Origin of the sequence: Streptomyces sp. NPDC101152 (assembly GCF_044768275.1) — a bacterium.
In the GTDB taxonomy this organism is placed as follows: domain Bacteria; phylum Actinomycetota; class Actinomycetes; order Streptomycetales; family Streptomycetaceae; genus Streptomyces.
Genome location: NZ_JBIWPO010000012.1, coordinates 18,175 through 38,115 on the forward strand (window position 1 = coordinate 18,175; position 19,941 = coordinate 38,115).

The 19,941-nt window shown below is 72.1% G+C and carries 16 protein-coding genes; 4 read left to right on the top strand and 12 right to left on the bottom strand.

Annotated elements, in window-relative coordinates:
* Positions 1-124: 124 nt before the first annotated feature.
* The 5 genes from aceE to ACIRVK_RS18070 all read right to left on the bottom strand — a co-directional run bounded on the left by aceE (position 125) and on the right by ACIRVK_RS18070 (position 8,948).
* The gene (gene aceE, locus ACIRVK_RS18050; RefSeq protein ID WP_404248035.1) at positions 125-2,827 is read right to left on the bottom strand and encodes a pyruvate dehydrogenase (acetyl-transferring), homodimeric type; all 2,703 of its coding nucleotides are present in this window, start codon (positions 2,825-2,827) and stop codon (positions 125-127) included.
* 256 nt (positions 2,828-3,083) lie between these two features.
* Entirely contained in the window at positions 3,084-3,707 is a 624-nt protein-coding gene (locus ACIRVK_RS18055; RefSeq protein WP_404248036.1) for a GntR family transcriptional regulator, read from the bottom strand.
* 222 nt (positions 3,708-3,929) lie between these two features.
* Positions 3,930-5,696 (bottom strand): 2-oxoglutarate dehydrogenase, E2 component, dihydrolipoamide succinyltransferase, encoded by a 1,767-nt coding sequence (sucB, locus tag ACIRVK_RS18060; protein ID WP_404248037.1) that lies wholly within the window; start codon positions 5,694-5,696, stop codon positions 3,930-3,932.
* A 59-nt stretch (positions 5,697-5,755) separates the two neighbouring features.
* Positions 5,756-7,144, bottom strand: coding sequence for a dihydrolipoyl dehydrogenase (lpdA, locus tag ACIRVK_RS18065; protein WP_404248038.1), 1,389 nt, complete (start codon positions 7,142-7,144; stop codon positions 5,756-5,758).
* A gap of 277 nt (positions 7,145-7,421) precedes the next feature.
* Positions 7,422-8,948, bottom strand: a complete 1,527-nt coding sequence (locus ACIRVK_RS18070) for a leucyl aminopeptidase (protein ID WP_404248039.1) — start codon at positions 8,946-8,948, stop codon at positions 7,422-7,424.
* 242 nt (positions 8,949-9,190) lie between these two features.
* Between ACIRVK_RS18070 and ACIRVK_RS18075 the strand changes: the two genes are divergently transcribed.
* Positions 9,191-9,985: an endo alpha-1,4 polygalactosaminidase gene (locus ACIRVK_RS18075; protein WP_404248040.1), complete on the top strand. Its 795-nt coding sequence runs from the start codon at positions 9,191-9,193 to the stop codon at positions 9,983-9,985.
* Positions 9,986-10,010: 25 nt separating this feature from the next.
* Here the strand turns inward: ACIRVK_RS18075 and ACIRVK_RS18080 are convergent, their stop codons facing one another.
* Positions 10,011-10,805, bottom strand: a complete 795-nt coding sequence (locus ACIRVK_RS18080) for an adenosylcobinamide-GDP ribazoletransferase (RefSeq protein ID WP_404248042.1) — start codon at positions 10,803-10,805, stop codon at positions 10,011-10,013.
* Positions 10,806-10,865: 60 nt separating this feature from the next.
* Between ACIRVK_RS18080 and ACIRVK_RS18085 the strand changes: the two genes are divergently transcribed.
* The gene (locus ACIRVK_RS18085; RefSeq protein ID WP_404248044.1) at positions 10,866-11,630 is read left to right on the top strand and encodes a hypothetical protein; all 765 of its coding nucleotides are present in this window, start codon (positions 10,866-10,868) and stop codon (positions 11,628-11,630) included.
* 350 nt (positions 11,631-11,980) lie between these two features.
* Here the strand turns inward: ACIRVK_RS18085 and ACIRVK_RS18090 are convergent, their stop codons facing one another.
* The 3 genes from ACIRVK_RS18090 to cobT all read right to left on the bottom strand — a co-directional run bounded on the left by ACIRVK_RS18090 (position 11,981) and on the right by cobT (position 15,803).
* Positions 11,981-12,781 carry a hypothetical protein gene (locus tag ACIRVK_RS18090; RefSeq protein ID WP_404248045.1) on the bottom strand — a complete coding sequence of 267 codons (801 nt, stop codon included), beginning with the start codon at positions 12,779-12,781 and terminating at the stop codon, positions 11,981-11,983.
* A gap of 37 nt (positions 12,782-12,818) precedes the next feature.
* Complete coding sequence (locus ACIRVK_RS18095) at positions 12,819-14,555, bottom strand: phosphatidylglycerol lysyltransferase domain-containing protein (RefSeq protein WP_404248046.1); 1,737 nt, start codon at positions 14,553-14,555, stop codon at positions 12,819-12,821.
* Between the two features lie 84 nt (positions 14,556-14,639).
* Positions 14,640-15,803 (bottom strand): nicotinate-nucleotide--dimethylbenzimidazole phosphoribosyltransferase, encoded by a 1,164-nt coding sequence (gene cobT / locus ACIRVK_RS18100; RefSeq protein WP_404248048.1) that lies wholly within the window; start codon positions 15,801-15,803, stop codon positions 14,640-14,642.
* 104 nt (positions 15,804-15,907) lie between these two features.
* Here cobT and ACIRVK_RS18105 point away from each other — a divergent pair, with 104 nt between their 5' ends.
* Positions 15,908-16,465 (top strand): hypothetical protein, encoded by a 558-nt coding sequence (locus ACIRVK_RS18105; protein WP_404248050.1) that lies wholly within the window; start codon positions 15,908-15,910, stop codon positions 16,463-16,465.
* Positions 16,466-16,480: 15 nt separating this feature from the next.
* Here the strand turns inward: ACIRVK_RS18105 and ACIRVK_RS18110 are convergent, their stop codons facing one another.
* Positions 16,481-17,686 carry a bifunctional adenosylcobinamide kinase/adenosylcobinamide-phosphate guanylyltransferase gene (locus ACIRVK_RS18110; protein ID WP_404248052.1) on the bottom strand — a complete coding sequence of 402 codons (1,206 nt, stop codon included), beginning with the start codon at positions 17,684-17,686 and terminating at the stop codon, positions 16,481-16,483.
* Positions 17,687-17,800: 114 nt separating this feature from the next.
* Between ACIRVK_RS18110 and ACIRVK_RS18115 the strand changes: the two genes are divergently transcribed.
* On the top strand, positions 17,801-18,013 hold the full coding sequence (locus ACIRVK_RS18115; protein WP_404248054.1) for a hypothetical protein: 213 nt from the start codon (positions 17,801-17,803) through the stop codon (positions 18,011-18,013).
* Positions 18,014-18,064: 51 nt separating this feature from the next.
* Here the strand turns inward: ACIRVK_RS18115 and ACIRVK_RS18120 are convergent, their stop codons facing one another.
* Both ACIRVK_RS18120 and ACIRVK_RS18125 read right to left on the bottom strand, forming a co-directional pair.
* Positions 18,065-19,129 (bottom strand): S1C family serine protease, encoded by a 1,065-nt coding sequence (locus ACIRVK_RS18120; protein ID WP_404248056.1) that lies wholly within the window; start codon positions 19,127-19,129, stop codon positions 18,065-18,067.
* A gap of 55 nt (positions 19,130-19,184) precedes the next feature.
* Positions 19,185-19,886, bottom strand: coding sequence for a class I SAM-dependent methyltransferase (locus ACIRVK_RS18125; RefSeq protein ID WP_404248355.1), 702 nt, complete (start codon positions 19,884-19,886; stop codon positions 19,185-19,187).
* Positions 19,887-19,941 lie beyond the last annotated feature (55 nt).

Below are 19,941 nucleotides of genomic sequence, written 5' to 3' on the forward strand. Positions count from 1 at the left end.
GCCTGGGCCAATCCCCCCATATGGCGGGGGGGGGGGGGGGGGGGGGGGCCCGGGTTGGGGGGGGGCGCCCCGGGGCGCCCCCCCCGCGGGGGCCCCACCAGCCCCCACCGGACCCGCGGCCGAATTACAGCCCGTACTTCTCCCGGGCCTCCTTGACCGCCGTGGCCTTCACCTCGCCGCGCCGCGCCAGCTGGGCCAACGCCGCGACGACGATCGACTCGGCGTCGACGCCGAAGTGGCGCCGGGCCGCCTCGCGGGTGTCGGAGAGGCCGAAGCCGTCGGCACCGAGCGAGGACCAGTCCTGCTCGACCCACTGCGCGATCTGGTCCGGTACCTGGCGCATGTAGTCCGAGACGGCGAGCACCGGACCCTCGGCGCCCTGCAGGGCCTGGCGGACGAACGGCACCCGCTCCTCGCCCCGCAGCAGCGCGGCATCCGCCTCCAGCGCGTCACGCCGAAGCTCCGTCCAGGACGTCGCCGACCAGACGTCCGCCGCCACGCCCCATTCCTCGGCGAGCAACTGCTGCGCCTTGAGCGTCCAGTGGATCGCCGTGCCGGAGCCCAGCAGCTGGATGCGCGGGGCGTTCGCCGGGACGGTCAGACCGGCGGACTCCGCCGTGTTGAAGCGGTACAGGCCCTTGACGATGCCCTCGTCGATGCCGAGGCCCTGCGGCTTGGCGGGCTGCGGCAGCGGCTCGTTGTAGACCGTCAGGTAGTAGAAGACGTTCTGGTCCTCGCCCGGCTTCGCCTCGCCGTACATCCGGCGCAGACCCTCACGGACGATCACCGCGATCTCGTAGGCGAAGGCCGGGTCGTACGACAGCGCCGCCGGGTTCGTCGCCGCGATCACCGGCGAGTGGCCGTCCGCGTGCTGCAGGCCCTCGCCGGTCAGGGTCGTGCGGCCGGCCGTCGCGCCGACCAGGAAGCCGCGGCCGAGCTGGTCGCCGAGCTGCCACATCTGGTCGGCCGTGCGCTGCCAGCCGAACATCGAGTAGAAGATGTAGAACGGGATCATCGCCTCGCCGTGCGTGGCGTACGCGGTGGACGCGGCGATGAAGTCGGCCATCGAACCGGCCTCGGTGATCCCCTCGTTGAGGATCTGGCCGTTCTTGGCCTCCTTGTAGTACATCAGCTGGTCGCGGTCGACCGGCTCGTACGTCTGCCCCTTGGGGGAGTAGATGCCCAGGGACGGGAACAGGCTCTCCATGCCGAAGGTGCGCGCCTCGTCGGGGACGATCGGCACCCAGCGCTTCCCGGTCTCCTTGTCGCGGACCAGGTCCTTGACCAGGCGGACGAAGGCCATGGTGGTGGCCACGTTCTGCGAGCCGGAGCCCTTGTCGAAGGAGGCGAACGCCTTCTCGGCGGGGGCGGGCAGCGGCGCGAGCGCGTGCGTACGGCGGGCCGGGGCCGGGCCGCCGAGGGCCGCGCGGCGCTCCTGGAGATAGCGGACCTCGGGGGAGTCGGCGCCGGGGTGCCCGTAGGGGACCACGCCGTCGACGAACTGGCTGTCGGAGATGGGGAGTTCAAGAAGGTCTCGCATGTTCTTGAACTCGTCCACCGTCAGCTTCTTCATCTGGTGGTTGGCGTTCTTCGAGGCGAAGCCCTCGCCGAGGGTGAAGCCCTTGACCGTCTGGGCCAGGATCACCGTCGGGGCGCCCTGGTGCTCGACGGCCGCCTTGTACGCCGCGTACACCTTGCGGGCCTCGTGACCGCCGCGCGAGAGGTGGAAACACTCGAGGATCTTGTCGTCGCTCAGCAGCTTCGCCATCTCGGCGAGCGCCGGGTCCTTGCCGAAGAAGTCCTCGCGGATGTAGGCCGCGTCCCGCGTCTGGTACGTCTGCACCTGGGCGTCCGGTACCTCGCGCAGCCGGCGTACCAGGGCACCCGTGGTGTCGAGCTGGAACAGCTCGTCCCAGGCCGTGCCCCACAGCGTCTTGATGACGTTCCAGCCGGCGCCGCGGAACTGGGCCTCCAGCTCCTGCACGATCTTGAAGTTCGCGCGGACCGGTCCGTCGAGGCGCTGCAGGTTGCAGTTGATGACGAAGGTCAGGTTGTCCAGGCCCTCGCGGGAGGCCAGCGCGAGCGCCGCCGTGGACTCCGGCTCGTCCATCTCGCCGTCGCCGAGGAAGGCCCAGACGTGCGAGGACGAGACGTCCTTGATGCCGCGCGCGGTCAGGTACCGGTTGAAGCGGGCCTGGTAGATGGCGGACAGCGGGCCGAGGCCCATGCTCACCGTCGGGAACTCCCACAGCCAGGGCAGCCGGCGCGGGTGCGGGTACGACGGCAGGCCGTTGCCGCCTGCCTCCTGGCGGAAGTTGTCCAAGTGCTGCTCGGTCAGGCGGCCGTCGAGGAAGGCGCGGGCGTAGATGCCGGGGGAGGCGTGGCCCTGGATGTAGAGCTGGTCGCCCGAGCCGTCGGACTCCTTGCCCTGGAAGAAGTGGTTGAAGCCGGTCTCGTAGAGCCAGGCGGCGGAGGCGAAGGTGGCGATGTGGCCGCCGACGCCGTGTTTGCTGCCCCGGGTCACCATCGCGGCCGCGTTCCAGCGGTTCCACGCGGTGATACGGCGCTCCATCTCCTCGTCACCGGGCACGGACGGCTCGGCGGCGGTCGGAATGGTGTTGACGTAGTCCGTCTCGAGGAGCTTGGGCAGCGCGACGCCGGTGCCCTCCGCGCGCTCCAGCGTGCGGCGCATCAGGTACGCGGCACGGTGCGGGCCCGCCGCCTTGGCGACCGCGTCCAGGGAGGCCTGCCATTCGGCGGTCTCCTCAGGGTCCCGGTCGGGGAGCTGGTCGAGCTCGCTCGGCTGGATGGCGTTGGGGTCGGTCATGTCGCCGCCTTCCTCAGTCGAAGGGGGTTCCCTCATCGGTAAGGGTTCGGGGGTGCCCTTGGTCTTTGGCAGGACAGGGCGGAGGGCCTTGGTGGGCCCGTCGGCGACAATAACTCCCTGATCGATGATCGATCAAAGGCTCCAGGGCAAAATATCTTGATTCCGAGAAAGTCGGCACGGAGTGTCTCGCCCGAAGACACCGGGTGCCGCTTATGTCGGGCGTTTTCGCAGGTGAGCGGGGTTGTGCTCGGGTGGGTCAGGCGCGCGGCGCGCACCCGAGGACATGTGCCTTGACGATCTCGGCGATCCGCGGATCCCGCCTGCGGAACGCGGCCACCAGCTCCTCGTGCTCCTCCGCGTACGACTGCTGGACCGTCCCCAGCCACCGGATGGACAGCGCCGTGAACACCTCGATGCCCAGGCCCTCCCAGGTGTGCAGCAGCACCGAGTTGCCGGCCGCCCGCACCAGCTCGCGGTGGAAGGCGACCGTGTGCCGCACCTGGCCCGTCCCGTCGGAGGCCCGGTCCGCCTCGTACAGCGCGCTGACGTGCGGTTCCAGTGCCGAGCAGTCCTGCGCCAGCCGCTCAGCGGCAAGCTCCGCCGCGATGGCCTCCAGGCCGGCCCGCACCGGGTAGCTCTCCTCCAGGTCGGCCGCCGTCAGGTTCCGGACCCGGACGCCCTTGTTCGGCGCGGACTCGATCAACCGCAGCGACTCCAGCTCGCGCAGCGCCTCCCGCACCGGGGTCTGGCTGACCTCCAGCTCGGTCGCGATCCGCCGCTCCACGATCCGCTCGCCCGGCTGCCAACGCCCGCTGACGATCCCCTCCACGATGTGCTCGCGGATCTGTTCGCGCAGCGAGTGGACGACGGGCGCGGTCATGAGGGCTCCTTCAACGCGTTTGACGTTTAGACAATACGGCCGGTTCGCTCCGTGGGTAGGGCCGACGGGGGTGCTTCAGTGCAGGTGAGACGAGACTTACACGTTGGCTGCGTTGATACAGCCCCGCGCCCCTGGGGGGTGCAGCCGACCCAGGCCACAACGGCGGCGCCCCGTCCGGAGATCTCCGGACGGGGCGCCGTACCGCCTGACAGGGAAGGAAAGTCAGAGGCCGAGTTCGACCTCGAACTCGCCGGCCTCCAGGATGGCCTTGACCGCGGTCAGGTAACGGGCCGCGTCGGCGCCGTCGACCAGACGGTGGTCGTAGGACAGGGTCAGGTAGGTCATGTCGCGGACGCCGATGACCGTGCCCTCCTCGGTCTCGATGACCGCCGGGCGCTTGACCGTGGCACCGATGCCGAGGATCGCGACCTGGCCCGGTGGCACGATGATCGTGTCGAACAGCGCGCCGCGCGAACCGGTGTTGGAGATGGTGAAGGTCGCGCCGGACAGCTCGTCGGGCGTGATCTTGTTGCCACGGACCTTGCCGGCCAGCTCCGCCGTGGCCTTCGCGATGCCGGCGATGTTCAGGTCGCCCGCGTGCTTGATGACCGGGGTCATCAGGCCCTTCTCGGAGTCCACCGCGATACCGACGCTCTCGGTGTCGAAGTAGGTGATCGTGCCCTCGGCCTCGTTGATCCTGGCGTTGATGACCGGGTGGGCCTTCAGCGCCTGGGCCGCCGCCTTCACGAAGAACGGCATGGGGGAGAGCTTGACGCCCTCGCGCGCGGCGAAGGAGTCCTTGGCCTTTGCGCGCAGGCGCATCAGCCGGGTGACGTCGACCTCGACGACCGAGGACAGCTGCGCCTGCTCGTGCAGCGCCTTGACCATGTTGTCGCCGATGACCTTGCGGATGCGCGGCATCTTGACGGTCTGGCCACGGAGGGGAGAGGCCTCCAGGGTCGGCGCCTTCTTGGCGGCCGGGGCGGCGGCCGCGGCCGGAGCCGGGGCAGCGGCGGCGGCCTTCGCGGCCTCGGCGGCGGCGATGACGTCCTGCTTGCGGATACGGCCGCCGACGCCGGTGCCCTTGACGGAGGCGAGGTCGACGCCGTTCTCGGAGGCGAGCTTGCGCACCAGCGGGGTGACGTAGGCGCCGTCGTCGGTCGCCTGGGTGGCGGTCGGGGCGGTGGGCGCGGCGGCCGGGGTGACCGGAGCCGGAGCCGGAGCCGGCGCGGGGGCCGGGGCAGCCGGAGCGGCCTGGGCCGGAGCCGGGGTGGGAGCCGGGGCGGCGGGCGCCGGGGCCGGAGCGGCGGGGGCGGCCGGGGCGGCGGCGGGCGCCGGAGCCGGGGCGGCCGGAGCCGGAGCGGCGGCCGGGGCGGCACCCGGGGCGCCGATGACGGCGAGCTTGGCGCCGACCTCGGCGGTCTCGTCCTCGCCGACCGTGATCTCGAGCAGCACACCGGAGGTGGGTGCCGGGATCTCGGTGTCGACCTTGTCCGTGGAGACCTCGAGCAGCGGCTCGTCGGCCTCGACGGAGTCGCCGACAGACTTCAGCCAGCGGGTGACGGTGCCCTCGGTGACGGACTCGCCGAGCGCGGGCAGGACGACGTCCGTGCCCTCGGCACTGCCGCCGCCGGACGCGGCCTCGGCGGTGGGAGCGGGCGCCGGGGCGGCCTGCTCGGTGGAGGGGGCCGCGGCCTGCGGGGCCGGCTCCGGCTCGGCGGCGGGGGCCGGGGCGGCGGCGGGCGCGCCGGTGCCGTCGTCGATGACGGCCAGCTCGGCGCCGACCTCAACGGTCTCGTCCTCGGCGACCTTGATGGAGGCGAGGACACCGGCGGCGGGCGAGGGGATCTCGGTGTCGACCTTGTCGGTCGACACCTCGAGCAGCGGCTCGTCGGCCTCGACGCGCTCGCCCTCGGCCTTCAGCCAGCGGGTGACAGTGCCCTCGGTGACGCTCTCGCCGAGCGCCGGAAGGGTTACGGAAACCGCCATGGTTTCGGTTGCTCCTTACGAATTGCGGAAGTCTGTCTCGTCGCTTCGTCGACCGAGGGTCAGTCGTGCGCGTGCAGCGGCTTGCCGGCCAGGGCCAGGTGGGCCTCGCCGAGCGCCTCGTTCTGCGTCGGGTGGGCGTGGATGAGCTGGGCGACCTCGGCGGGCAGCGCCTCCCAGTTGTAGATCAGCTGGGCCTCGCCGACCTGCTCGCCCATGCGGTCGCCGACCATGTGGACGCCGACCACGGCACCGTCCTTGACCTGGACGAGCTTGATCTCGCCCGAGGTGTTCAGGATCTTGCTCCTGCCGTTGCCCGCCAGGTTGTACTTCAGAGCGACGACCTTGTCCGCACCGTAGATCTCCTTGGCCTTGGCCTCGGTGATGCCCACGGAGGCGACCTCCGGGTGGCAGTACGTGACCCGGGGGACACCGTCGTAGTCGATCGGGACGGCCTTGAGACCGGCCAGACGCTCCGCCACCAGGATGCCCTCGGCGAAGCCCACGTGCGCGAGCTGGAGCGTCGGGACCAGGTCGCCGACGGCGGAGATGGTCGGGACGTTCGTCCGCATGTACTCGTCGACCAGGACGTAGCCGCGGTCCATCGCGACGCCCTGCTCCTCGTAGCCGAGACCGGCGGAGACCGGGCCGCGGCCGACCGCGACCAGCAGGATCTCGGCCTCGAACTCCTTGCCGTCGGCCAGGGTGACCCTGACGCCGTCGGCGGTGTACTCGGCCTTCGAGAAGAAGGTGCCCAGGTTGAACTTGATGCCGCGCTTGCGGAACGCGCGCTCAAGAAGCTTGGAGGAGTTCTCGTCCTCGACCGGGACGAGGTGCTTGAGGCCCTCGATGACGGTGACGTCCGCACCGAAGGACTTCCAGGCGGAGGCGAACTCGACGCCGATGACACCGCCGCCCAGGATGATCGCGGACTTGGGCACGCGGTCCAGGACGAGGGCGTGGTCGGAGGAGATGATCCGGTTGCCGTCGATCTCCAGGCCCGGCAGCGACTTCGGCACGGAGCCGGTCGCCAGCAGGACGTGACGGCCCTCGACGCGGCGGCCGCCGACGTCGACGGAGGTCGGGGAGGACAGCCGGCCCTCACCCTCGATGTACGTCACCTTGCGGGAGGCGACGAGACCCTGCAGGCCCTTGTACAGGCCGGAGATCACGCCGTCCTTGTACTTGTGGACGCCCGCGATGTCGATGCCCTCGAAGGAGGCCTTCACACCGAACTGCTCGCTCTCGCGGGCCTGGTCGGCGATCTCGCCCGCGTGCAGCAGGGCCTTGGTGGGGATGCATCCCCGGTGCAGGCAGGTACCGCCGACCTTGTCCTTCTCGATCAGGGCGACGTCCAGGCCCAGCTGCGCCCCGCGCAGGGCCGCGGCGTAACCGCCACTGCCACCGCCGAGGATCACTAGGTCGAAAACGGTGCTGGCGTCGTTCGCCACGTCACGTCCTCCATGCATGTGCGCCACGCCGGTCAGCGGTGACCGGTCGGCGGCTGGTGTCCGGCCGCTCTTGTCTTCGGCCCTGTGGTGGGGCCCTGTCCTGCCGTGGCCCATCTTCGCACTTGTCAGGGGGGAACGAGACGCCGGGCCGGTGTGTGAGACGTCCCACGTTCAGTTGAGCGCTCACCGAAACGGCAACGGGAACAACCGGCGAAACGGCCACCGAGAAGGGGGCCCCGCCCTACCCGCGCGCGGGGCCCCCTCGGTCGGGGCGCTATCAGCCCAGGTCACCAGCGGCGGTCAGCTCCGCCAGCCGCACCAGCGTCCGTACCGCCGTACCCGTACCGCCCTTGGGGGTGTAGCCGAAGGGGCCGCCCTCGTTGAAGGCGGGGCCGGCGATGTCCAGGTGGGCCCAGGTGATGCCCTCGCCCACGAACTCGCGCAGGAACAGGCCCGCCACCAGGCCGCCGCCCATCCGCTCACCCATGTTGGCGATGTCGGCGGTGGGGGAGTCCATGCCCTTGCGCAGGTGCTCCGGCAGCGGCATCGGCCAGGCCGGCTCGCCGACCGCCTCGGCGGCCTCGTGCACCGCGGCGCGGAACGCGTCGTCGTTCGCCATGATCCCGAACGTGCGGCTGCCCAGCGCCAGCACCATCGCGCCGGTCAGCGTGGCGACGTCGACGATGGCGTCCGGCTTCTCCTGGGAGGCGGCCCACAGCGCGTCGGCCAGCACCAGCCGGCCCTCGGCGTCGGTGTTGAGCACCTCGACCGTCTTGCCGCTGTACATGCGCAGCACGTCACCCGGGCGCGTGGCGGAGCCCGACGGCATGTTCTCGGCGAGTGCCAGCCACCCGGTGACGTTCACCTCGAGACCGAGCCGCGCGGCCGCGACCACGGCCGCGAAGACCGCCGCCGCACCGCTCATGTCGCACTTCATCGTCTCGTTGTGCCCGGCCGGCTTCAGCGAGATGCCGCCCGAGTCGTAGGTGATGCCCTTGCCGACGAACGCGAGGTGCTTCTTCGCCTTGGAGGAGGTGTACGACAGCTTCACCAGCCGCGGCCCGGACGCCGACCCCGCGCCGACGCCGAGGAGGCCGCCGTAGCCGCCCTTCTGCAGGGCCTTCACGTCGAGCACCTGCACCTTGATGCCGTGCTCCTTGGCCGCAGCCGAGGCGATCGCCGCGAACGCCTCCGGGTTCAGGTCGTTCGGCGGGGTGTTGATGAGGTCACGCGCGCGGTTGAGCTCCTCGGCGACGGCGACGGCACGCTCGACGGCGGCCTTGTGCTCCTTGTCCCGGGGCTTCGCGCCGAGCAACGCGGCCTCGGCGAGCGGCGCCTTGCCGTTCTTCGCCCGGGGGTCCTTGCCGTTCTCCTTGTAGGCGTCGAAGGAGTACGCGCCCAGCAGCACGCCCTCCCCGATCGCGCCGACGTCGCCGGCATCGCCGACGGGCAGGGCGAAGGCGGCCTTCTTGGCACCCGTGAGGGCGCGGGCGGCGGCACCGGCGGCCTTGCGCAGCGCCTCGGCGGCGTAGCCGGCGTCCTTGTCGGGCTCGGCGCCGAGACCGACCGCCACCACGAGCGGGGCCTTGAAGCCGGAGGGCGCGGGCAGCTTCGTCACCTCGCCCTCGGCACCCGAGGCGCCGAGGGTTTCCAGGACGCCGGCGAGGTTGCCGTCGTAGGCCTTGTCCACGGCCTCGGCGCCCGGCGCGACGACCGGGTTCTTGGCGCCCTTGGCGACACCGATCACGATCGCGTCGGCCCGAAGACCGGGCGCCGCGGCGGTGCTGAGAGTGAGAGCAGTCACGGTGGTGAAATCTCGCTTCCGATTGTGAGTTCCTGTGGTCGGTGTGGTCGACCGGGCCCGACAGCCGACCCCGGATGCGAACCGAGGGTGCTGCTTGGCGGGGCCTTCCCCGGTGCGGCGAACACTCCCGCTGAGCCTACGCGCGTGCGTGCGTTCGCTCCCCCCTCATGTGGCCGCTACCGGACGGGGCCCGGCATCGGAGATCATCCTTGGCGAAACGTCACGTCACTTCTGGAGCCAGCATGGTGAAACGCCCGATACTCATGCTCGCCCTGATCCTGCTGCTCGCAGGCTGCGGCGGCGCCCCCGCCTCCACCCCCGACTCCGAGCCGTCCGGCGGGCGTTGGCAGCCGCGCCCCGGGGTGGCCTGGCAGTGGCAGCTCAGCGGCAGGCTCGACACCTCCGTCGACGTCCCGGTGTACGACATCGACGGCTTCGACCAGCCCAGGGCGACGGTGACCGCGCTGCACGACAAGGGCCGCAAGGTCATCTGCTACGTCTCGACCGGCGCGTGGGAGGACTGGCGGCCCGACGCGAAGAAGTTCCCCTCGTCGGTCATCGGCAAGGGCAACGGCTGGAAGGGCGAGCGCTGGCTCGACGTCCGCAAGGCCGACGTCCTCCAGCCGCTGATGGCGGCCCGCCTCGACAGGTGCCGGCAGAAGGGCTTCGACGCCGTGGAGCCCGACAACATGGACGGCTACAAGAACACGACCGGCTTCCCCCTCAACGCCGACGACCAGCTCCGCTACAACCGCCTGATCGCGCGCCTCGCCCACGACCGGGGCATGTCCCTCGGCCTGAAGAACGACCTCGACCAGATCCCGCAGCTGGTCGGGGACTTCGACTTCGCGGTCAACGAACAGTGCGCCCAGTACGGCGAGTGCGCGGCGATGAAGCCCTTCATCGCCGCGGACAAGGCCGTCTTCCACGTGGAGTACGAACTCCCCACGAGCCGCTTCTGCGCCGAGTCCCACCGCCTGAGGTTCAGCTCGATGCTCAAGAAGTACGAACTGGGCGCCTGGCGACAAGCCTGCTGACCGGCGGCGGCCAGGGGGTGTTCTCCTAGTGCCCCAGCGACAGCACGAGCAGCGACACCGTCGCCGCCGTCTCGGCCAGCCCGCCGAACACATCGCCGGTCACCCCGCCGAAGCGGCGCGTGCAGTGCCGCAGGAGGAGTTCGGCGACGGCGAGCGCGGCGAGCACCGCCAGCGCGGCACGAACCGCGTCGTACGGCGAGACGAGCGCCCCCGCGCCCGCGGCGACCGCGGTCACCACGACGGCCGCGGCCACCGCGCTCCGTACCGGAACGACCCCGGCGACCGCCGCGCCCAGCCCCTCCGGGCGCGCGGCGGGCACCCCGTCCCGGGCGGCGAGGGTGAGGGCGAGCCGGGCCGCGGTCGCCGAGACGACGGCGGCCAGCGCGCCCCGCCCCCACGAAGCTCCGTACGCCTGGGCCAGGGCGGCCATCTGGGCCAGCAGGACCAGGACCAGCGTGATGACCCCGAACGGGCCGATGTCCGACTGCTTCATGATCCGCAGCGCGTCCTCGGCGGGCTTCCCGCTGCCCAGCCCGTCCGCGGTGTCCGCGAGCCCGTCGAGGTGCAGACCCCGGGTGAGGACCGCGGGTACGGCGGCGGAGGCGACGGCCGCGAGCAGCGCGCCGGCGCCCAGGGCCAGCAGCAGCACGCCGGTCAGGGCGGCGCAGCCGCCGACGACCAGCCCGGCCGACGGGGCGCACAGCATGCCGCCGCGCGCCGCGTCCCGGTCCCAGCGGGTCACCCTCACCGGCAGCACGGTGAGGGTGCCGAAGGCGAAGCGGAGGCTGTCCGGCCAGGGGGTCTTGGAGGGTTCGGGCACCGGCGCAGGTTACCCGGCGGTCGGGAGGGCGGATACGGGTACCCTCGCTAAAGTGCGCATATGGGACATTGGCTGGAGCGGAACATCATCGAGCCCGGCAAGCTCCCGCTGCTGCTGGCGCTGGCCGCGTTCGTACTGACGTTCCTGATCACCCGGGTGATCACCCGCCTCATCCGGGCCGGGAAGGGGCCCTTCGGGAACGTCAAGGCGGGCGGACTGCACATCCATCACGTGGTGCCCGGGGTGGTGCTCACGGTGGTGGGCGGGTTCGGTGCGGTGGCCAGCGACCGGCACGGGTTCGGGTCGGCCGTGTGCGCGGTGCTATTCGGGATGGGGGCCGGTCTTGTCCTGGACGAGTTCGCGCTGATCCTGCACCTCGACGACGTCTACTGGACCGAGCAGGGCCGCAAGAGCGTCGAGGTCGTCGTCCTGACGGCGGCCCTGGTCGGGCTGCTCCTCGCGGGGTTCTCGCCGTTCGGCGTCAACGACATGAGCCAGGGGGAGCTGAACGACCGCGGCGGCGTGATCTCGACCATCGTGGTCAACTTCCTGTTCGCGCTGGTCGTCCTGGTCAAGGGCAAGCCCCGGATGGCGATCTTCAGCGTGATCGTCCCGCTGGTGGGGCTGATCGGCCTCATCCGCCTCGCCCGCCCGGGCTCCCCCTGGGCCCGCCGCTTCTACCGACGCCGCCCCCGCGCCCGCGCCAAGGCCGTCCTGCGCGCCTACCACCGCGACCGCCGCTGGTCCGGCCCCCGCCGCAGACTCCAGGACTGGATCGCCGGCAAACCCGACCCGGAACCCACCCGCACCCTCGGCCACCGGTGACGCCGCCGCGGCGGCGGTGCGTCGATCGGTGTCGTCACCACTGTCGGTCCGGCCCATGGCGTGGGCTCCGCGACCGGGTCGGCGCGAACCCGGCCCTGGATCCACCCGTGCCGTCAACGCCGTCGGTCCGGCCCATGGCGTGGGCTCCGCGACCGGGTCGGCGCGAACCCGGCCCTGGGCCCACCCGTGCCCTCGGCCACCGGTGACGCCGCCGCGGCGGCGGTGCGTCGATCGGTGTCGTCACCACCGTCGGTCCGGCCCATGGCGTGGGCTCCGCGACCGGGTCGGCGCGAACCCGGCCCTGGATCCACCCGCGCCCGACAGCAACGCGGGGCCGGACATGTCCGTGTCTAGTGGCGCGGCAGGCGGCGTCTGCCCGGCAGGGAGCGGCGGGCGGCGCGGCGAGCGGGTGGGCCGGACGTCGTGACGGGGCGGACGCCGCCCGTCGTGGTACCCGCGCCGGGGTGGCTCTCGGCCGAGGCGGTCCCCGCCCTGCGGTGACGGTGCCGTCGGCGCAGGGCCGAGGCGCCGATCAGCAGGGCCACCGCCGCGATCGCCGCGAGGTGTTCCTTGCCGGCCAGGTTGCCCTTGAGGGCCACCTCCACCGCCATCGCGCCGGTCACCGCGCCCGCCGTGACGTACGCGCCGTAGCGCCAGCCCAGGAACACGGCGAGGCCCACCACGGCCGCCGACGGGCCGGTGTCGACGACCTGGGCGTCCGCGGCGGGCAGGCCGAAGAGGCTCTCGAAGCCCAGCCAGATGCCCACGCGCGCGTACAGCGTGCCGGCGAGGGTGGCGGTGTAGACGATGACGGCGGTGCGCCAGCGGCCGAGGCAGATCTCCGCGATCCCGAAGACGAACACGATCTGCAGAAGCGCGCCCCACACCGGCAGGTCGAGGGCGGGCACGAAGAGGGACAGGGGAGTGCGCAGCAGGGCCAGCCACAACGGGTCCGCGGCCCGCACCGCCCCCGTGTCCTGGACGAACCGGAAGCCCCAGGACTGGTTCTGCACGATCTGCACGACCGCCGTCAGCACCACCGCCGCCAGGGTCATCGGGACCGCCCGCCAGCGCCGCTCGAGCAGCGGCTCGCGCACCGCGGCGTACACGCGCCCCCATTCGGCACGGGCCCAGCGGGCGAGCCTGTTCATCCGGCGGTCCTCATCTGACGTTGTCGCGAAGCTGCTGCTATCGATGGGTTTCCAAATGCCTCCGATACAGCCACTTGGGCAGCCCCGGCGGCTCCAGGAACCCCTCCGCCCGCGCCGACGCGATCGCGATGCGCGGGAGGTCCGCGCTCTTCTCGAAGAGCAGGAAGCGCGGCTCCCAGATGGGCCGGTACTTGGCGTTGGCGCGGTACAGCGACTCGATCTGCCACCAGCGGGAGAAGAAGCTGAGCAGCGAGCGCCACAGCCTCAGCACCGGCCCGGCCCCGAGACGTGCTCCCCGTTCGAAGACCGAACGGAACATCGCGAAGTTGAGTGAGACCTGAGTGATCCCGATCTCCCGGGCCCGGCGCAGGAGTTCCAGCACCATGAACTCCATCAGCCCGTTGTCGCAGGCGCGGTCCCGGCGCATCAGGTCGAGCGAGAGCCCGTGCGGCCCCCACGGCACGAAGGACAGCAGCGCCTTCAGCTCACCCGTACCGTCCGTGCACTCCAGCATCACGCACCGCCCGTCCTCCGGGTCCCCGAGCCGCCCCAGCGCCATGCTGAACCCGCGCTCGGTGGCCCCGTCCCGCCAGTCGTCCGCCCGCTGCAGCAGGTACGCCAGCTCGGCCGCCGGGATGTCCTCGTGCCGTCGCACACACACCGTGTACCCGGCCCGCTTGACCCGGTTGTAGGCCTGACGCACGGTCCGCATGGCCCGTCCCTCCAGGGTGAACTCGGCGACGTCCACCAAAGCCTCGTCGCCCAGCTCCAACGCGTCCAGCCCGTGCCGCGCGTACACCGTCCCGGCCTCCTCGCCCGCCCCCATCACGGCCGGGATCCACCCGTGCGCCCGCGCCTCGGCCAGCCACGGCTCGATGGCCCCCGGCCAGGCCTCCGGATCGCCGATCGGATCGCCGGAGGCCAGCGACACCCCGCCCACGACCCGGTAGGCGACCGCCGCCTTCCCCGTCGGCGACCACACCACGCTCTTCTCCCGGCGCAGCGCGAAGTACCCGAGCGAGTCGCGCTCGCCGTGCCGCTCCAGCAGCGCCCGCAGCCGCTTCTCGTCGTCCTCGGTCAGCGGGTCGACGGCGCGCCGGGAGCGGAAGGCGGCGTACAGGACGGCGAGGACGAGCAGCGTGCTGAGCACGTTGACGGCGACGTTGACCCAGTTCGGCACGTCGATGCCAGGGAAGCGGGACTCGTCGACGGAGACCGAGACCAGCCGGAAGGTGCCGTAGCGCCAGCGCTCCAGGAACGTCGAACGCGCCGCGTCCGGCGCCTGGTTGGTGACGGTGACCAGCAGCGCGGCGAACAGCGAGGAGGCGAGCGTGCCGCCGACCGCGACGGCCACGGCCAGCCTCGGATTGGCACGGTCTCCCTTGGCGTAGAACTCCTTGCGCCCGACGACCAGCGCGGCGACGAAGGCCGCGGTGAGGGCGAGGGAGACCCAGTTCTGGGCGTACTGGCGGATCTCCGGGAACGCCATCGCGAAGGCGAACAGCCCGAGGAAGGAGCCCGCCAGCGCGAGGTTCAGGATCCACGCGGCACGCTTGCGGCGGCGCATGGTGATGGCGAGGAAGGCGGTGAAGACGCCCGACGCGAAGCCGGCGGTCAGCAGGTACGGCGTGAAGAAGTTCTCCTGGTTGTGCCGCCGCACGTCCTGCCCCAGGGAGACCCAGCCGGCACTGAGGAAGTTGACGAACGCGACGGCCCGCAGGTACCAGACAGCGAAAGCGGCGGCCCGCCGCGAGGCATTTCGGGCATCTCCCATGGATGAGGATCATATGGGGGATGCCCGACGGAACCCGACCACCTTTGGTCTGCCGCACGGCCGACTTTCGGCTTCTTCTCCCGCCTAGTCGATCTCCTCCTTGTCGACTTCGGCGACGCCCGCCCCTTCGGCGACGCCCGCCCCTTCGGCGACGTCGGCGACTTCGGCGACGTCGGCGGCCTTCTCGGCCTCCCCGGCGACCTCCGGCTTCTCCGGCAGCTCCGCGGCCAGCGCCGCCGCGGCCTGCACCACCGGCAGCGCGAGCAGGGCGCCCGTGCCCTCGCCCACGGTCACCCGCTGGGTCAGCAGCGGCTCCAGCGCCATCCGGTCCAGCGCCTTGGCCTGCCCCGGTTCCCCGCTGTCGTGCGCGGCCAGCCACCAGTCCGGCGCCCGGAACGCGATCCGCTGCGCCACCAGAGCGCAGGCGGACACCACGACCCCGTCCAGGATCACCGGCGTCTTGCGTACCGCGCTCTGCAGCAGGAAGCCCGTCATCGCGGCGATGTCGGCCCCGCCCACACTCGCCAGCAACTGCAACTGGTCACCGAGGACCGGCCGCGCCCGCCGCAACGCGTCCCGGATCGCCGCGCACTTGCGCATCCACGCCAGGTCGTCGATCGCGAGCCCGCCCCGCCCGGTCACCACGGACGCGTCGGTCCCGCACAGCGCGGCGATCAGCACCCCCGCCACCGTCGTCCCGCCCACGCTCACATCGCCGAGCACCACCAGATCCGTACCGGAGTCGGCCTCCTCGTCGGCGACGGCCATCCCGGCCCGGAACGCGGCCTCCGCCTCCTCCAGCGTCAACGCGTCCTCGATGTCGATCCGGCCGCTGCCGCGCCGCACTCGGTGCCGTACGACCTCGGCGGGCAGCTCGTCCGGGTCGCAGTCCAGGGACATGTCGACCACCCGCACCGGTACGCCGAGCCGCCGGGCCAGCACCGACACCGGACGGCCGCCCCCCAGGACCTCACGCACCAACGCGCCCGCGCTGCCCGCGGGACGCGCCGAGACACCCAGCTCGGCGACGCCGTGGTCACCGGCGAACAGCACCACGCGCGGCCGTTCGATCGGTCGCACCGGCACCGCGGACTGCGCCGCGGACAGCCACTCACCCAGGTCGTCGAGGCGGCCCAGCGACCCGGGCGGCACGATCTGACGCTCCCGACGCGCCTCGGCGTCGCGGCGCACCCCACCGTCGGGGCGCTCGATCAGATCGGTGAAGTCGTCGAGATTAAGCGAGCTCATTCGCCGAACAGTACCGGCCCGGATCGAACATGACCGCGCCACATGGCCATCACGCGCATCCGGCATCGTTGCCCCCGACAACGAGACGCCTTATGTTCCTTTTTGTGACGATTTCGGTACGTCTCCCCCCGCCGGCCCCGCACCGTCTGCGCACCCTCCTGAACGACCTCGACCGCCGACGCCGCCACCGCGGGGCCGCTCGCGCGATCTGGCGCCTCCTCCCCGAGCCGGAGAGCTGGCTGGACGTCAACACGGGCGACGCCGACTTCCCCGAAACCGCCAGACGCCTGTTCCCGTACACGTCCTTCGACGGCACCGACCCGACGCCGCGAGTGGCATACGCGCGCGCGGCGGAACGCGTCGAGGAGGCATACGTCGGCACGTTGACGGACCCACACATCGCAACGGCGGTGCGGGGCCGCTATGACGTGGTCAGCGTCCTTGACGCCCCGGCTTCCAGCGAGGAAATCCGCACGGCCGTCACCGCTCTGCGTCCGGCAGGCCTCCTCGTCATGGAGGCTCCTTGGCGCCCATCGGACGAGACGCGTGCCTACCTGAAATCGCAGGGCTGCACACTCGTCACCCCATCCCGCCCTCTGGCGGAGCGTCTGGCGAAAACCCACCTTCTCATCGCACGCCGGGCTCCCGGGGCGCCCCGATAGGGGCGCGGGGCCGCCTCACCCCCGCAAAACCACCGCCTGCCCGGCGACAACCAGCACCACCGCCTCACACTCCGCGCCGAACCCCGCGTTCAACCGCCCGAGTTCATCGCGATACCGCCGCCCCGACGCCGTAGACGGCACGATCCCCGACCCCACCTCGTTGGACACGGCGACAACGGTCCGCCGAGCCGAACGCACCGCCGACGTCAACTCCCGCACCCGCTCCCGCAAGGCACTTTCCCCACCGTCCGCCCACACCGCGTCGTCCCACGCCCCGACGGAGTCCATCGCGTCCGTCAGCCACAGCGACAGACAGTCGATGAGCAACGGCGCCCCCTCCTCCCGGAGCAACGGCACCAGGTCGCACGTCTCGGCCGTACGCCACGAACCCGGCCGCCGCTCCCGGTGCGCGGCGACCCGCGAGGTCCACTCGGCGTCGCCGCCCCGCGTGCCGCCCGTCGCCACGTACAGCACGTCCGGGAAGGCCTCCAGCCGCCGCTCGGCCTCCACCGACTTCCCGGACCGGGCCCCGCCCAGCACCAGCGTGCGCCGGGGCACGTCGGGAACGTCCTCGTAGACGCCGACGGTCAGCGTCGACCCGTCCGGCACGGCCCGCGCCCCCGCGGCCGCGAGCCGGCGCCGCAACTCGGCGCCCGGCGGCACGTCGTGGTCGAGGTGGACGGCGACGACGTCCGTGGTCGGTCCGACCGCGCCGACCGCACGCAGCTTGGCGAGCGCGTCCGGCCGTCCCACGACATCGGCCAGCACCATGTCACATACCACTGAGCCGTTACCGCTCTCCAGCCCCGCCGGCGCACCCCCCGGCGGCAGGTACAGCAGCCGCTGCCCGGTCGGCCCCGTCACCGCGTACCCCGTGCCCGGCGCGTCCATCGCCACCGCGCGCACCCGATGCCCCGTCAGCAGCGCCAACTCCCGCCCGTCCGGCACCCGTACGGGCTGCGGCAGCCCCGCGGGCACCTCCACGGGCGGCCCGTCGTGCGGATGGGAGAGCACCACCTGCCGTACGCCGCTGAGCGAGTGCCCGGCGCGCGCGGCCGCGAACGCCGCGCCCGGCGTCAGGTCCAGGAGCAGCGTCCCGTCCACCAGCACGGCGGTGGCGGCCCGCGCGTCCTCGCCGAGCGCGACCGCACACGCGGCGCAGGGACAGTCGGGGCGGGGCAGTCCCGCCGGGGCACCGGTACCGAGCAGAGTCACTTCCACGGGAGTGATTTTCGCTTGTCCGTGCAGGTGTTGCCCGTCCGACTAGGCTTCAGGGCAGGAGGCGGACCAAGATCCGCCTTCTGCTGTGCAGGTGATCGGATACGGGAGGCGTAGATGACGTCATGGACGTGGCGGTTCGAGAAGGCCGACGGGGCGGAGGTCCCGCCCGCGGTGCAGCCCGAGGAGTTCACCACGCAGGGGGACGCCGAGTCCTGGATCGGGGAGCACTGGAAGGCCCTGCTGGACGGCGGCGCGGACCAGGTACGGCTGTTCGAGGACTCCACGGAGATCTACGGGCCGATGAGCCTGCACGCCGCCGAGGCGTAGGCCCGCGGCCATTGCGGACGAGGGGGCGGCCCGCGCCGGCCGCCCTCGCCGTCACTGCTGGCCCAGCGTCACGTCGGCCTTCTTCTGGCTGCCGTTGCGGGTGAACGTCACCGACGTCCGGTCGCCCGGCTTGTCCTGTGCCAGTGCCTCGGTCAGGGACGTGATCGTCGTGATGTCCGTGTCACCCAGTCTGGTGATGATGTCCCCGGCCTGGATCCCGGCCTTGTCGGCCGCCCCGCCGCTCTTCACCGAGACCACGGCGACCCCGGCGGGCTGGTAGTTCTGGTCGACGACCGTCCGGCCCGTGATGCCGAGCGCGGCCCGGCCCGAGTCGGTCACCTTGCCGGTCCTGACGATCTGGTCGGCGATCGTCTTCACCGTCGAGGCCGGGATCGCGAAGCCGATGCCGGGCGCGCTGCCCCCGAAGGACGGGTCGGTCGCGGCGAGCGTCGGGATGCCGATGACCTGCCCGTTCAGGTTGACCAGGGCGCCGCCGCTGTTGCCGGGGTTGATGGCCGCGGAGGTCTGCACCATGTTGGCGATCGTGGCGCCCGTACCGCCGTCGCTGCTGCCCTCGGTGACGGTCCGTCCGGTCGCCGAGACGATGCCCTGCGTCACGCTGGAGGACAGGCCGAGCGGCGAGCCCATCGCCAGCACGATCTGCCCGACCTCCACCTTCGCGGAGTCGCCGAAGGTCGCCGCCTTCAGCCCGCTGGGGACCTGGTCCAGCTTGACGACGGCCAGGTCCTGCTGGGGGTAGGAGGAGACGAGCCGGGCCGTGAGGGTGTTCTCGCTGTTCGCCGTCGTCACCTTGAACGTCTTCTCGTTGCCGACGACATGCGCGTTGGTGAGGATGTGCCCCTTGTCGTCGTACACGATCCCCGATCCCAGCTCACGGCTCGCCTGGATCTGCACGACCGACGGCAGCACGTCCTTGATCACCCGCTGGTACTCGCTCTGCAGGTCGCCGCCGGACTGCTGGGCGAGGGCCTGCGCGGCCCGCGTGGTGGACGAGTCCCGCGCACCGGGGAAGCCGGCGCCGGAGCACCCGCTCACCAGGGCGAGAACGGCGAGGGGGAGGACCAGCCGAAGGGCACGGGTACGCGTGATGTCCATGCCCCGAGTGTCTCTTTGGGGTGAATGTCCGGCCCCTGGTGCACGCCCCAACGGCTCAGCCGCGTACTCCGCACAGGTGCAGCAGCGCGGCCACCCGGCGATACGGATCAGTCCGCCCGGCCCGCTCCTCCGCCGCCAGCAGGGTCTCCACGTCCGCCGGGGGCTCCGCGTCGTCGGCCGCCGTGTCCGTGAAGACCCGCACGCCGTACCAGGCGTGCAGCGGCGCCCCGATGCCGGCCAGGGTGGCCGTCAGCGTCTCCAGGCGGTCGGCGCGGACGTCGAGCCCGAGGCGGTTGGTGTAGGCGACGGTGTCGAAGGCGGCCAGCACGCCGGACCAGTCGCCGTGCAGGCCGGGCCGCATGGCCAGCGCGTCGGCGTTGCGGACCAGCAGCGACAGCAGGCCGCCGGGCGCGAGCATCCGGGCCAGCCCGGCGAGCAGGGCGTCCGGCTCCCCGACGTACATGAGCACGCCATGACAGAGCACGACGTCGAAGCTGCCCGGCAGGAAGTGCACTCCGGTGTCCCGGCCGTCGCCCTCGACGATCCGCACGCGCTCCCGGATGCCCTCCGGCTCGGCGGCGAGCGCGGTGCGGGCGACCGCCACCATCCTGGGGTCCTGCTCGACCCCGGTCACCTGGTGCCCGGCCCGGGCCAGCCGCAGCGCCTGCGTGCCCTGGCCCATCCCGACGTCGAGCACCCGCAGCCGCTGCCCGACCGGGAACCGCCCCCCTATCTGCTCGTCGAGCTGCCGGGCCACCAGCTCCTGGCGTACGACGTTCCGCAAACCGCCCAGCTTGTTCAGCCAGGACTCC

Coding starts and splice junctions, on each gene's coding strand:
- ACIRVK_RS18085 (WP_404248044.1), top strand. CDS start 10,866: ATGGGACATTGGCTGGAGCGGAACATCATCGAGCCCGGCAAGCTCCCG.
- cobT (WP_404248048.1), bottom strand. CDS start 15,803: ATGAGCTCGCTTAATCTCGACGACTTCACCGATCTGATCGAGCGCCCC.
- ACIRVK_RS18075 (WP_404248040.1), top strand. CDS start 9,191: ATGGTGAAACGCCCGATACTCATGCTCGCCCTGATCCTGCTGCTCGCA.
- aceE (WP_404248035.1), bottom strand. CDS start 2,827: ATGACCGACCCCAACGCCATCCAGCCGAGCGAGCTCGACCAGCTCCCC.
- ACIRVK_RS18115 (WP_404248054.1), top strand. CDS start 17,801: ATGACGTCATGGACGTGGCGGTTCGAGAAGGCCGACGGGGCGGAGGTC.
- ACIRVK_RS18095 (WP_404248046.1), bottom strand. CDS start 14,555: ATGGGAGATGCCCGAAATGCCTCGCGGCGGGCCGCCGCTTTCGCTGTC.
- ACIRVK_RS18055 (WP_404248036.1), bottom strand. CDS start 3,707: ATGACCGCGCCCGTCGTCCACTCGCTGCGCGAACAGATCCGCGAGCAC.
- ACIRVK_RS18120 (WP_404248056.1), bottom strand. CDS start 19,129: ATGGACATCACGCGTACCCGTGCCCTTCGGCTGGTCCTCCCCCTCGCC.
- ACIRVK_RS18090 (WP_404248045.1), bottom strand. CDS start 12,781: ATGAACAGGCTCGCCCGCTGGGCCCGTGCCGAATGGGGGCGCGTGTAC.
- sucB (WP_404248037.1), bottom strand. CDS start 5,696: ATGGCGGTTTCCGTAACCCTTCCGGCGCTCGGCGAGAGCGTCACCGAG.